The 13,326-nt window shown below is 40.9% G+C and carries 11 protein-coding genes and 1 pseudogene; 4 read left to right on the top strand and 8 right to left on the bottom strand.

Translation table 11 applies throughout. The features are described 5' to 3' along the window. Positions 1–17 precede the first annotated feature (17 nt). The 3 genes from PNIG_RS00990 to PNIG_RS00980 all read right to left on the bottom strand — a co-directional run bounded on the left by PNIG_RS00990 (position 18) and on the right by PNIG_RS00980 (position 3,379). A complete protein-coding gene (locus PNIG_RS00990) occupies positions 18–1,223 on the bottom strand; it encodes an aspartate aminotransferase family protein (RefSeq protein ID WP_011326912.1) in 1,206 nt (401 codons plus the stop codon). A gap of 368 nt (positions 1,224–1,591) precedes the next feature. Continuing rightward, positions 1,592–2,752 (bottom strand): HDOD domain-containing protein, encoded by a 1,161-nt coding sequence (locus PNIG_RS00985; protein WP_011326911.1) that lies wholly within the window; start codon positions 2,750–2,752, stop codon positions 1,592–1,594. Between the two features lie 45 nt (positions 2,753–2,797). Continuing rightward, positions 2,798–3,379: an anthranilate synthase component II gene (locus tag PNIG_RS00980; protein WP_011326910.1), complete on the bottom strand. Its 582-nt coding sequence runs from the start codon at positions 3,377–3,379 to the stop codon at positions 2,798–2,800. Positions 3,380–3,650: 271 nt separating this feature from the next. On the opposite strand from PNIG_RS00980, the gene PNIG_RS00975 reads away from it, so the two are divergent. The 3 genes from PNIG_RS00975 (at position 3,651) to glpD (ending at position 7,165) form a co-directional block, all read left to right on the top strand. After that, positions 3,651–3,893, top strand: coding sequence for an HP1242/YdcH family protein (locus tag PNIG_RS00975; RefSeq protein WP_011326909.1), 243 nt, complete (start codon positions 3,651–3,653; stop codon positions 3,891–3,893). 202 nt (positions 3,894–4,095) lie between these two features. Continuing rightward, positions 4,096–5,601, top strand: coding sequence for a glycerol kinase GlpK (gene glpK, locus PNIG_RS00970; RefSeq protein WP_089367586.1), 1,506 nt, complete (start codon positions 4,096–4,098; stop codon positions 5,599–5,601). A 58-nt stretch (positions 5,602–5,659) separates the two neighbouring features. Then, positions 5,660–7,165, top strand: coding sequence for a glycerol-3-phosphate dehydrogenase (gene glpD / locus PNIG_RS00965; protein WP_089367585.1), 1,506 nt, complete (start codon positions 5,660–5,662; stop codon positions 7,163–7,165). A gap of 12 nt (positions 7,166–7,177) precedes the next feature. Here glpD and PNIG_RS00960 read toward each other — a convergent pair whose 3' ends face one another. After that, complete coding sequence (locus PNIG_RS00960; protein WP_011326906.1) at positions 7,178–7,576, bottom strand: acyl-CoA thioesterase; 399 nt, start codon at positions 7,574–7,576, stop codon at positions 7,178–7,180. A 33-nt stretch (positions 7,577–7,609) separates the two neighbouring features. Here PNIG_RS00960 and PNIG_RS00955 point away from each other — a divergent pair, with 33 nt between their 5' ends. After that, a complete protein-coding gene (locus PNIG_RS00955) occupies positions 7,610–8,314 on the top strand; it encodes a 2OG-Fe(II) oxygenase (RefSeq protein ID WP_011326905.1) in 705 nt (234 codons plus the stop codon). 19 nt (positions 8,315–8,333) lie between these two features. On the opposite strand, the gene PNIG_RS00950 is transcribed toward PNIG_RS00955, so the two are convergent. From PNIG_RS00950 to PNIG_RS20340, 4 genes and pseudogenes are all read right to left on the bottom strand, one after another. After that, a complete protein-coding gene (locus PNIG_RS00950) occupies positions 8,334–9,569 on the bottom strand; it encodes a cysteine desulfurase-like protein (RefSeq protein ID WP_089367584.1) in 1,236 nt (411 codons plus the stop codon). Positions 9,570–9,578: 9 nt separating this feature from the next. Further along, positions 9,579–10,211 carry a 2OG-Fe dioxygenase family protein gene (locus tag PNIG_RS00945; RefSeq protein ID WP_011326903.1) on the bottom strand — a complete coding sequence of 211 codons (633 nt, stop codon included), beginning with the start codon at positions 10,209–10,211 and terminating at the stop codon, positions 9,579–9,581. Positions 10,212–10,410: 199 nt separating this feature from the next. Further along, positions 10,411–13,008 carry a bifunctional aconitate hydratase 2/2-methylisocitrate dehydratase gene (gene acnB / locus PNIG_RS00940; protein WP_089367583.1) on the bottom strand — a complete coding sequence of 866 codons (2,598 nt, stop codon included), beginning with the start codon at positions 13,006–13,008 and terminating at the stop codon, positions 10,411–10,413. Further along, positions 12,956–13,123 (bottom strand): annotated as a pseudogene (locus tag PNIG_RS20340) (hypothetical protein); the annotation flags it as partial. The pseudogene PNIG_RS20340 and the gene acnB, both read right to left, overlap by 53 nt. Positions 13,124–13,326: the final 203 nt, after the last annotated feature.

Genomic DNA, 13,326 nt, shown 5'->3' with positions numbered 1-13,326 from the left:
GATATTGTTTGGCTATGTTAAGCGCTTACAACACTGGCTACTGCTTTTTCAAAGCGTGCCATACCTTCACGAATGTCGGCTTCTGGGATAACTAATGATGGTGTAAAACGAACCACGTCAGCACCGGCAACTAATGACATAAGACCGTGCTCAGTACCTGCCACTAAAAACTCTTTTGCACGACCTTTGTATTGCTCGCTTACTACTGCACCAATTAATAAACCTTGGCCGCGAATTTCGCTAAACACGTGGTATTTATTATTAATTTCAGTAAGTAGTTGGTTAAATAATGCTGCTTTTGCTGTTACACCAGCAAGTACTTCTGGGGTATTTACAGTATCGAATGCTGCTTCGGCAACGGCGCACGCTAATGGGTTACCACCATAAGTAGAACCATGCGTACCTACTTTAAGGTGTTGTGCAATTTCAGTTGTGGTGATCATAGCACCAATAGGAAAACCGCCGCCCAATGCTTTAGCCGTAGTTAAAATGTCAGGAACAACGTTTAAACCTTGGTATGCGTATAAGTTACCTGTACGGCCAACACCTGTTTGCACTTCATCAAAAATAAGCAGTGCATTATGTTTAGTACATAAATCACGAACGCCTTGTGCAAATTCGTCAGTTGGCGAAACAATACCGCCTTCACCTTGTAGTGGCTCCATCATTACGGCACATGTTTTGTCGCTAATAAGGGCTTCAAATGCTGCCAGGTCGTTGTAATCACAATGTACAATGTCGCCTGGCTTAGGACCAAAACCATCTGAGTATGCCGCTTGGCCACCAACAGTTACGGTAAAGAATGTACGGCCGTGGAAACCTTTGTTGAATGCGATGATTTGTGATTTTTCTGCGCCAAATTGATCAAGGGCAAAACGACGCGCTAATTTAAGTGCTGCTTCGTTTGCTTCTGCGCCTGAGTTGGCAAAGTAAACTTTTTCGGCAAAGGTTGCATCAACCATTTTTTTAGCTAAGCGTAGTGCTGGCTCGTTGGTCATTACATTTGATAGATGCCAAAGCTTTTCGCCTTGCTCTTTTAATGCGCCTACTAATGCAGGGTGGCAATGGCCAAGACAGTTAACGGCAATACCACCAGCAAAGTCGATAAACTCTCGACCTTGTTGATCCCATACGCGAGAGCCTTCGCCTCGAACTGGAATTACGCTTGAAGGTGCGTAGTTAGGAACCATTACGTGATCAAATAATTCGCGATTGACTGTCATTTTATTTCCTCTTAATTGTGTACATCACAAAGCCGTAAATAGCTGTGTGGTAACCTGTAGCATATGTGTTTTTTAGCAAACTCAGTATAGCGATATTTGCATAAAAAGGGCTGTGTGGTTCAATTTTCAGACGCTTATTATTTCAGAAAACATTGATTATGTCTCTTCAAAAACTTTCATGTAACCCTTGATAATAAAGGGCTTGAGATATAATTTCATAGATAGTGAATAACTATTTGCTTGCTTTATGCAACTCGTTTTTAGCCAATAAAGCGCCTGAACAACGAGCGCGCCTCACTTTAAACGGGGAAATGTATTGAAAAGAGATAATAAAAAGTGAATGGATAGTCGCAAAAAAATTAACAAATTTAATCAATTTGAATAGCAAGATTATTAAAATTGCTTGCTTGGAGTGCTTTTAGCTCTTTTTTGGTGAACTTAAAGTACGAAAACCAACTAAGCGTTTCATCCGGTTCAACTAGCTGATGCTGCTTTAGCGTTAAGTACTGAGAGTAACATCGTGCTTTTAGCATTACCTGCGTTAAAGGCAGCGCTGTATCGCCTTTTTCTACACCATTAACGAGTTGCTGCATTACGCTATTAAACGGCAAATACTTAAAGGCCATTTTTTCAATTATTTTAGCGCTAATAGCCAACGACTGTTCGCTCAGTAAGGTGGTTAAAAATAAAGGGTCTGGTTTTAGCTCTAGCAATGCAGTATGCAAGCCTTTATTCGCTGTAGTGCGAGCAAATTGTACTTTTCGCTGCCAAATTTGCTCAAACACTTTTAAATATAAACGCACTAAGGCTATTTGCCCCACGTTTAATAACATCCCTAAAGTAAAAGCATGGCTTGGGTTAACCTCGTTAACTTCAGCAATTTTTTGTGCAGCAATAGCATTCGCCATGGCGCTTTCTTTTAAGCGCCTTTTTAGTAACGAAAAAGGCTCTGTGCTATAAGGCATCCAATGGCGCACTGCAAAAGTTGGTACTACTAGCTGTAAGTTATCTAGGCCAATATAACGCAGCGCTAAAGCGGGGCTATCTACTTTCACTGCGGTATTTTTGCTGCGCTGATTACGATAATAAGGCAAGTTAACTAAAGTAACTAACTCTCTGCCAAGCCAGCTTAGGTCGTTAACTAAGGGCTCTAAGCGCCCAACCGATGCGCTTTTTGTGGCTAAAATATCTAACATGGCACATACGCTGTCCTCTACACCTATGGTGTTTTGAATAACACTGTCTATATCGCTAAGCTGCTCAGACATCATTTTTTCTATTGCTTTATGCAGTTGCTCGCTCGCTGCTGCACGATATTTATGATGCGCGGTGCTTTTTAGCTTGCGCTTTTGCTGAGCGGCAACCTCTACTTCAAGTAATGTGCGTTGCTTTAGTGGTTCGCCATAGTCCATTTCTAGCGTATGAATAAAGCCAATTTGTTGATGAGCAAAGTTATGACCAAGCAGCAAATCATGTGCTCGTTGATTAAGCATTTTAACAATACGCGGTTGCTGCACTATTTCGGTCATGGCTCTCTGTCTTTAATGTAATGATATTTACTTAATACTATAAGCTTAGAAGCGAGTTAAAAAGTTATCAAGTAACGCTAAACCTTGCTCAGTTAAAATAGCTTCCGGATGAAATTGTACACCTTCAAGTGCTAAGTCTGTATGTAATAATCCCATAATTTCGTCAAACTCACCTTGCTGGGTTTGTGTCCAGGCTGTTACTTGCAACTCTTTAGGCAGCGACTGTGCCTCAACAATTAAAGAATGATACCGACAGACCGTTAAGGGCTTAGCTAAACCTTTAAATACTCCTTGATCGCTATGGTAAATTGGCGATGTTTTACCGTGCATTACTTTTTTAGCACGCACCACCTTTGCTCCTAAGGCTTGGGCAATAGTTTGATGCCCTAAGCAAATTCCTAAAATAGGATACTGCCCTTTTAATTGCTCAACAATACTTAATGAAATACCCGCTTCGCTTGGGCTTTTAGGACCGGGTGATATAACAATATGTTGAGGATTTAACTGCTTAATTTGGCTAAGCGTTATTTGGTCGTTGCGCTTAACCAGTACCTCTTGATCTAAACGCTGAAAGTACTGTACCAAGTTATAGGTAAACGAGTCGTAATTGTCGATCATTAAAAGCATGTAATAAAGCACTCAAAATAGTTATTGTTTGCGAGGAGTTGTTGCATTTTGTATTCTAACTTAAGCATCTTTGAGTGTCAGTGCTTTGTATAGTGATATATAAGTATTTCCGTAATAATAATTAATAACGGCTATGTGTTGATTTATACTCAAGCAACCCCCAGCTCTAATATTATGGCGTACATAAATACCCATACAATCTGAATTTAACTAAACCCTAAGCGTGTTATTTTTAAAACACATTTATTACACGCACCGTTAAGGAGTACCTATGTTAGGCGAAGATCATTCATTAACTCAAGACTTTCCTGAGCACCTAAATACCATTAAAAAACTCAATAGCAATGATCCAGAGTTTGCAGATAAAGCCAAAAAATACAACGCGCTTGATAAAGAAATTCGTACCTTAGAGCTGCAAGACGCGCCTATCGATGACGAGGAAATGCTGCAATTAAAACATGACCGTGTGGTGTTAAAAGATTGGCTACATCAACAACTGTTAAAAGCCAGCTAAGCGCAATTTATACCCATTGTATTTAAGAGCCCTCTGACTTATGGGCTCTTATTACCCTTGCTTCTTAATATACACTGCCACCACCCTTGGTATAAATTACAGCGTTATAGCTATAACAGCCCTTCCTAATATTTAAAAAGCATTGCTATTAATTTAACTTGCAGACAAGCTATCTGTATCTAAGATAAATAACGTTAAGCTTATGTCTAAATACATACTCTCGATTGATCAAGGAACTACCAGCTCTCGGGCTATTTTATTTACCAAAGATGCCAAGGTAGTTGATACTGTTCAGCAAACATTCCCGCAGCACTTTCCCAATAATGGCTGGGTTGAGCACGACCCTAACGATATTTTACAAACCGTACTAAGTACCTGTAAAACAGTACTGGCTAATAACCAGGTTACAGCCGAGCAGGTCATTGCCATTGGTATCACTAATCAGCGCGAAACCACTTTAGTATGGAATAAAAAGACTGGCCAACCAATTTATAATGCCATTGTGTGGCAAGATCGCCGTACCAGCGAGTATTGCGAGCAAATACGTAGCGATAAACTCAGTAAAAAAATTAGCGATAAAACCGGGCTATTATTAGATCCGTACTTTTCAGCCACTAAAATTCGCTGGATTTTAGATAATGTTGCCGATGCACAGCAACAAGCGCTAGCCGGCGAGCTAGCATTTGGTACGGTTGACAGTTATTTACTGTGGCATTTAACCGCTGGCAAAGTACACCGTACCGATGCCACCAACGCCTCACGTACACTATTATTTAATATACATCAGCAATGTTGGGATGAAGAGTTACTAACGCAGTTTAATATTCCACACTCTATGCTTCCAGAAGTGATGGACAGCGCAGCCGAGTTTGGCAGTACCAGCAGTGAAATTTTTGGTGCACCGATTAAAGTTTGCGCTATGGCGGGGGATCAGCAAGCCGCATTAATTGGCCAAGCTTGCTTTAAAGAAGGCATGGCTAAAAGTACCTACGGAACGGGCTGCTTTTTAATGCTTAATACGGGCGATAAAGCCCTTACCTCTAATAACCGCTTATTAACTACTGTGGCTTACAGGCTCAATGGTAGAGTGACCTACGCTATAGAGGGCAGTATTTTTATGGCGGGTGCCACTATGCAATGGATTGTTGAGGGCTTAAAGCTACTTGAACATGCCGGCGACAGCGAGGCTATGGTCAAAGACGTGCCACTGGATCACGGCGTATTTTTAGTGCCTTCGTTTACCGGTTTAGGCGCCCCATACTGGGATGCCAATGCCCGTGGTGCTATTTTAGGTTTAACCCGTGATTCGGGCATTAGCACTATAGTAGCAGCGGCGCTGCAGTCTGTTGGCTATCAAACCAAAGATTTACAAAAAGCCATGGAAGGTGATGGCCTGCGTCCAAGTATTTTGCGCGTGGACGGTGGCATGGCAAAAAATAATTGGGCCATGCAGTTTTTAGCTAATATTTTAGGCGCAAGTGTGGAACGCCCAGCGCTAACAGAAACAACCTCTCTGGGTGTTGCCTATTTAGCAGGGCTGCAAACTGGGATTTATAAGTCAACGGAGCAATTAGCTACTATGTGGCAATGCGACCGTCGTTTTGAACCAACCATGAGCATAGATGAACGTAACGATTTATACGCAAAATGGCAGCACTGTATAGCACAAGTCACACTTTCAAATAACGCAACAAAAGACGACTGCTAATGCGATAGTGTTATTGGCTATTGATATGCCATCGCTTAAATTAATAAAGAGGTATTCAGTGAAATTACTCGATAATGAATATGATTTACTGGTTATTGGCGGTGGCGTTAATGGCACTGGTATTGCGGCTGACGCCGCCGGTAGAGGCTTAAAAGTATTACTGTGTGAGCAAAATGATTTAGCCTCTGCTACATCATCAAGTAGCAGTAAACTTATTCATGGTGGACTACGCTATTTAGAGCATTACCAATTTAGGCTAGTAAAAGAGGCACTTAAAGAGCGTGAAGTGTTATTAAAAAATGCCCCACATATTATGTGGCCGCTATCTTTTAGGCTGCCACATCAAGCGCATTTACGCCCTTACTGGATGATTAGAATTGGGTTGTTTATATACGACCATCTTGCCAAACGCATTACTTTACCCGCATCAAAATCAATTAAATTTACCCGCGATAGTATATTGAATAATACTATTACCCGCGGTTTTGAATACGCTGATGGCTGGGTTGATGATTCGAGGTTAGTTATTTTAAATGCGTTAGCAGCACAGCAAAAAGGTGCAACCATTTTAAGCCGCACGCGCTGTATTAAAGCAGTTCGCAATAACAATAATTGGAGTGTGACCTTAGAGCAACAAGGTAGCAAAAAGCAATGTTCTATAGTTGCTAAAGGAGTTGTTAATGCAGCGGGCCCTTGGGTTGCATCACTTTTTGATGAGGTAATTACTGGGCCGTCGCCACATAATATTCGCTTAGTTAAAGGCAGCCATATTATTGTGCCGCGTATTCACACTGAGCCGCAGGCCTATATTTTACAAAATAAAGATCAGCGTATTATTTTTGTTACCCCATTTGAAGATGACTATTCACTGATTGGCACTACAGATGAAGAATACAGCGACAATATAGCAGATGTAAAAATTAGCGATAAAGAAGTCGATTACTTAATTGGCATTACTAATAATTACTTTAAAAAACAACTTACTCATAACGACATAGTGCATACCTTTAGTGGTGTACGCCCCTTACTAGATGATAACTCATGCGACGCACAAGCCGTTACTCGCGACTACAAACTGATATTATCGAGCAATAATAACCAGGCACCACTGCTAAGTGTATTTGGTGGGAAAATTACCACTTATCGCAAGCTCGCTGAAAACGCAGTAAACGAACTCGCCAGCTTTTATCCGCATATGGGCCAAACATGGACAAAAAATACTCCATTACCCGGTGGCGACTTTTCATCAAAGGTAGTATTAAAGCAACAACTACAGGTAAAGTATGCATGGTTGCCTGAGTTTATTTTAAATCGCTTTATACGCAGTTACGGTACTGGCACTTATACCCTACTTACAGATGCCCAAAGCGTAGCTGATTTAGGCCAGCATTTTGGCCATGGTTTATACGCCACTGAAGTAAATTATTTAGTTAATAGCGAGTGGGCTCGCTGCGCCGAGGATATATTGTGGCGTCGTAGTAAGTTAGGTTTGCGTTTTAATACTGAGCAAATAACAGCGCTGAGCCAGTATATTCAAAATTATAATGGCTCAATACCGCTGTAAACATTTACCAAACTAGCTAGCCGGGGCTAAATGCTCATTAAGTGACGATTTTTCAGATACTGAAAGCGATTGCTTTGCTTTTGCTGCAAAATCGTAACGTACCAATACCGTTTTACCAACTGCACAGCAGTTACCTTGCTGGTGAGCTTCTTGGCGTAATACAAATGAGCTGGTACCTACATGCTCTACTGAGGTTTTAATGGTTACTTCATGGCCATAAAATAACTCACCAACAAACGACACTTCGACTTTGGCAATAATTAGCTTCCAGTCATGTGGGTTTAAATCTGGGGTAAAAAACCTAAAAATAGGCGCACGCGAAGCTTCAAACCATACAGGGAGTACGGTATTGTTAATATGTCCTAGCGCATCTGTTTCACTAAAGCGCGGCATCACTTTTTCAATAAACATAATAATCCAATAATAATTATATAAAGGTAAACTATGACGGACTTTATTCGCGTATACGATAACGCGCTCAGCAATGACTTTTGTGATAACTTTATCACTACCTTTTCTCAAAGCCCGCATATAAAACAAGGGATGACATCTGGCGGTATCGATTTAAATAAAAAAGATAGCCACGACTTGCACTTAAACAATCATCCGGAATACGTTGAGCAATTAAAACACATTCAACAAACCACTGCACAGTATGTTTTTAAATACATTGAAGAACATATTTTTATTATGATTGGTGCCTTTGGCCTAAAAGTGTATCACCCTAAAAGTGGCGAACCTGTTGACTTAACACACGCAAACTTTGATGAAGTGGGTAAACCACAACTGCCCTTATTAGTGCAGCAAATTTTTAGGCTAGGAAATATTCAGGCGCAAAAATACCAAGTTAATAAAGGCGGTTACCCGTATTGGCACAGCGAAGTTTATCCGCAGTTAAATCATAACGAGGCGCTACATAGAGTATTGCTGTTTATGTTTTATTTGAACGATGTTGAACAAGGTGGGGAAACGGAGTTTTATTATCAAAAGCGTAAAATTGCGCCTAAAAAAGGCACTATGGTAATAGCGCCCGGCTACTTTACTCACACTCACCGTGGCAATAAGCCAGTATCTAACGATAAGTATATTTTAACCTCGTGGGTACTGTTTAACCGCGCAGAGCAAATATACGGTGCGCCAAAGAGCTAGCGCACCTTTTTTATGTATATTAACCTAGTAGCTCATCAAACAAATTAAATAACTGATCAAGCTCTGCGGTGGTGTTGTAGTGCATGCAACCAATGCGCACTACGCCACCTTTATCAAGTACGCCTAATTGCTCACACAAACCTTGCGCGTAAAAGTTGCCATCCCATACACAAATATGTTGCTTACCTAAACATTCAGATACAGCGCGCGGCTCTAAACCTTCAAAAGTTAACGCAAAAGTAGGCGTACGCTCATTTAAACGATCTAAATCATCTATACCAAACAATTTAATACGCGGGTAATTAACTAAGCGCGTTAAAAAGTATTCACTCAGCGCCATTTCGTGTTGCTTGGTTTTAGCAAAGGCAACACTTAACTTTTCGCGGCGTGAATGGCTGTCGTCAAGCTCGCTAATTGCTGCAATGTAATCAACCGCCGCTATAAAACCAGCCATGGCTTCAAAGCTTTGCGTGCCGGTTTCCCAGCGACCAGGCGCTACGTCTTTAGCTGGCTCAACTTTGTACGGGGTAAATCCTTCAAGGTGCTCTTTTTTGCCATAAACCATACCTAAATGCGGGCCAAAAAACTTGTACGCAGAGCAGGCTAAAAAGTCGCAATCAAGCGCTTGTACATCTACAAGTTCGTGCGGTGCATAATGTACGGCATCAACATAAACAAGTGCGCCTACGTTGTGGGCAAGCTCTACAATACGTTTAATATTGTTAATTGAACCTGTGGTATTTGAAGCATAAGTTACCGCTACCAGCTTAGTATTACTGTTTAGTAAACTCTCGAACTGGGCCATATTGAGTGTGCAGTCGGTTTCGTTAATAAGCGCAGTATTAACTTTAACACCTTTATCTTCTGCGGCTTGCTGCCACGACGAAACGTTAGAAAAGTGATCCGCGTTAGTGACAATAATTTCATCACCCGCTTGCCAGTCGCGTGAAATTGCGCGGCTAAAGCTAAACGTTAAGCTGGTCATATTCGGACCAAATACAATTTGTTGTGAGCTGGGCGCATTGAGTAAATCGGCAGCAGCTTGGCGAGCATTTGCCATTAGCTCAACGGTTTTATCGCTTGAGAAAAATGCTCCACCTAAATTTGAGTTGTAATAACCCAAATAAGCAGTCATAGCGTTAAGTACCGATTGCGGTACTTGCGAGCCACCGGGGCCGTCTAAAAACACGGGAGATTTACCATTAACGCTTTGCATTAATGCCGGAAATTGCTCACGTAATTGCGTTATATTCATGCTCATTCCTTAAGACGTTAATACAAAGCAATCCAGGTAACCTGGCTTACTGGCATCAAGTTTATTCATTGGAGTAGCGTTATGCCACACTTGACGGTCGTTAATTACTGCAAACATACCGTCTTTTATGGCCATTTTAAAACAGGGATCGGCTTGCTTGTTTTCGTATACAAGCAATTCACCGCCCTCTAAGTTTTCATGCGATACACCACATACACACACATGATCAAAACCATCTTGGTGCACGCCTTCTGGCGCTGCAGGCGTATCACTATCAATGGCTAACATACGAAATTGGTGAATTTCGATATCACGTTCTTCATCAATCCCGGTAATTTGACGAAACTCATTCACAATACTTTTCATGCCCGCTGACTCAAGTAGGCTTTGCTCTAAATTTTCGTAACTACGCTCAACATTACCCTGAAAGGTATTAATTGCATCATCTTGTACAAATGCTTTTGTTGCTTGTAGCTTTAGCTCACCATTTTGTAGTTTAACTACAGAGTAACGGCGTTTACGAAAGGCGCCATCTGCATAAGGATTAGTCGGCAGGTTATCAAAAGAAGGCTTAACCAAATCAATATTTGTTTGGTTAATAAAACGCAGCTGCAGTAAATTCTGGGGGTTTAAAGCGGTCATAAAAATCCTGCTATAGTAATTATAATATTGCAGGGATTTTAATGCATGCAAAGAGGATTTATTGCTTTATTATTTAACTTCAAAACAATTAACCACCAAAATTAATACAATAAATGCAAAAAAACAACATTAACTATCTAAAATTTATTTTTGCCAATAAAAAACCCGCAAAAGCGGGTTTTTAAATAAGCTGTAAAAATTATACTGCTTGTTGAATGATCACGTTGTCTGCTTTTTTAGTGTAAGCAGGCATGCGATGGAAGTTCAAGTAGCGATATGTATCTGACGCTGTTGCATTGATCTTCGCTGCATATTCTTGATACTCAGCAGCAGTTGGCAATCGACCGATAATTGCCGCAACTGCAGCAAGTTCAGATGATGCTAAAAATACATTTGCACCATTACCTAAACGGTTAGGGAAGTTACGTGTAGAGGTAGACACTACCGTTGCTTTATCTGCAACACGTGCTTGGTTACCCATACATAATGAACAACCTGGAGTTTCTATACGTGCGCCAACACGACCAAAGATGCCATAGTAGCCTTCTTCAATTAGTTGGTCTTTGTCCATCTTAGTAGGTGGAGCAACCCAAAGCTGAGTAGGTAGTTGACCTTTAAAGCCATCTAGTAACTTACCAGCCGCGCGGAAGTGACCAATGTTAGTCATACAAGAACCGATGAATACTTCATCAATTTTCTCGCCAGCAACATCAGAAAGTAAACGCGCGTCATCTGGATCATTTGGAGCACAAAGAACTGGCTCTTTAATCTCAGCTAAGTCGATTTCAACTACGTGAGCGTATTCAGCATCTTTATCTGCTTCCATAAGCTCAGGATTAGCTAACCAGTCTTGCATTGCATTAATACGACGTTCAATCGTACGTACATCGCCATAACCTTCAGAGATCATCCACTTAAGCATAACAATGTTTGATTCTAGGTATTCAGAAATAGACTCTTTTGAAAGCTTAACCGTACAACCTGCAGCTGAACGCTCAGCAGATGCATCTGATAATTCAAACGCTTGCTCAACAGTTAGGTGCTCAACGCCTTCAATTTCTAGTACGCGACCAGAGAACTCGTTGATTTTACCTTTTTTCTCAACTGTTAATAAGCCTTGCTTGATACCGTAGTAAGGGATTGCATGTACAAGGTCACGTAATGTGATACCTGGTTGCATTTCGCCTTTAAAACGAACCAAAATTGACTCAGGCATATCAAGAGGCATAACACCTGTTGCTGCTGCGAATGCTACTGCACCCGAACCAGCTGGGAATGAAATACCTAATGGGAAACGTGTATGCGAATCACCACCAGTACCTACGGTATCTGGTAATAACATACGGTTTAACCATGAGTGAATAATACCGTCACCTGGGCGAAGTGAAACGCCGCCACGGTTCATGATGAAATCAGGAAGCGTGTGATGCGTGTTTACATCAATAGGTTTTGGGTATGCCGATGTATGACAGAAAGACTGCATTGTTAAGTCTGCAGAGAAACCTAAACAAGCTAAATCTTTAAGCTCATCACGTGTCATAGGACCTGTTGTATCTTGCGAGCCAACAGTTGTCATTTTAGGCTCACAGTATTGACCTGGGCGAATACCTGCAACGTTACATGCTTTACCAACCATTTTTTGCGCTAGTGTAAAGCCTTTATCTGATACTTCAGTTGCTGTTGGTACTTTAAATATATCAGTAGCACCTAAACCAAGTGATGTACGTGCTTTGTCTGTTAAACCACGACCAATGATTAGTGGAATACGACCACCAGCACGAACTTCATCTAAAATCACTTCAGATTTAAGTTCAAACTTAGAGATTACTTTATCAGTACCATGCTGCTTAACAACACCTTCGTATGGGTAGATGTCAATTTGCTCGCCCATGTTAAGTTCATCAACATTTAGCTCAATTGGTAAAGCGCCAGAATCTTCCATAGTGTTAAAGAAGATTGGTGCAATTTTATTACCTAGACATACACCGCCAACACGCTTATTTGGTACAAACGGGATATCATCGCCCATAAACCAAAGCACTGAGTTAGTTGCAGATTTACGTGAAGAACCCGTACCAACAACATCACCAACGTAAGCTAGTGGTAAGCCTTTAGTTTTTAATTCTTCTAGTTGGGTGATTGGGCCTACTTCGCCTGGTTTGTCAGGAGTGATACCATCACGTTCAATTTTTAGCATAGCTAAAGCATGTAGTGGAATATCTGGACGAGACCATGCATCTGGTGCAGGTGATAAGTCATCCGTATTTGTTTCGCCAGTTACTTTAAATACAGTAACTGAAATCTTTTCAGCAACAGCTGGTTTATTAGTAAACCATTCTGCATTTGCCCAAGACTCAATAATTTGCTTAGCGAATGTGTTACCCGCTTTTGCTTTTTCTTCTACATCGTAAAATGCATCAAACATTAATAATGTGTTTGAAAGGCCTTTTACTACGATAGGTGCAAGTGTGTCGTCATCAAGTAGGTCTATCATAGGTGCGATATTGTAACCGCCTAGCATAGTACCTAATAATTCTGCCGCTTTTTCTTTAGAAAGTAGTGGAGAATTAGTTTCACCTTTAGCAACTGCCGCTAAAAATCCTGCTTTGATATAAGCTGCATCATCAACACCTGCCGGTACACGATTAGCAAATAAGTCGAGAATAAACTCTTCTTCACCAGCCGGTGGAGTTTTGATTAATTCAATAAGATCAGCCGTTTGCTGAGCATCTAATGGCGCTGGCCCCTGCCGGTACACGATTAGCAAATAAGTCGAGAATAAACTCTTCTTCCCCAGCCGGTGGAGTTTTGATTAATTCAATAAGATCAGCCGTTTGCTGAGCATCTAATGGCGCTGGTACGATACCTAACGCGGCACGTTCTTCTACGTGTTTACGATATTCTTGTAGCACAATATTGCCCTCTTGGTGACGTGAAAGTATTCGGTAGCGCTTCATAAGCGCAATGTTACCCAATACTTATAGTATTCTAACGCTTAATTATAAAGCTTTTGTAGGTAGATGAAAATCTATCCAGTTCAGCAACTGATTATACCGACTATAAGTATTATGAATAGTAGATAAAGTAAAATCAATTTCTATGAATGTTTATTAAG

The organism is Pseudoalteromonas nigrifaciens (assembly GCF_002221505.1).
In the GTDB taxonomy this organism is placed as follows: domain Bacteria; phylum Pseudomonadota; class Gammaproteobacteria; order Enterobacterales; family Alteromonadaceae; genus Pseudoalteromonas; species Pseudoalteromonas nigrifaciens.
This window is presented reverse-complemented; position numbering and strand designations above follow the sequence as displayed.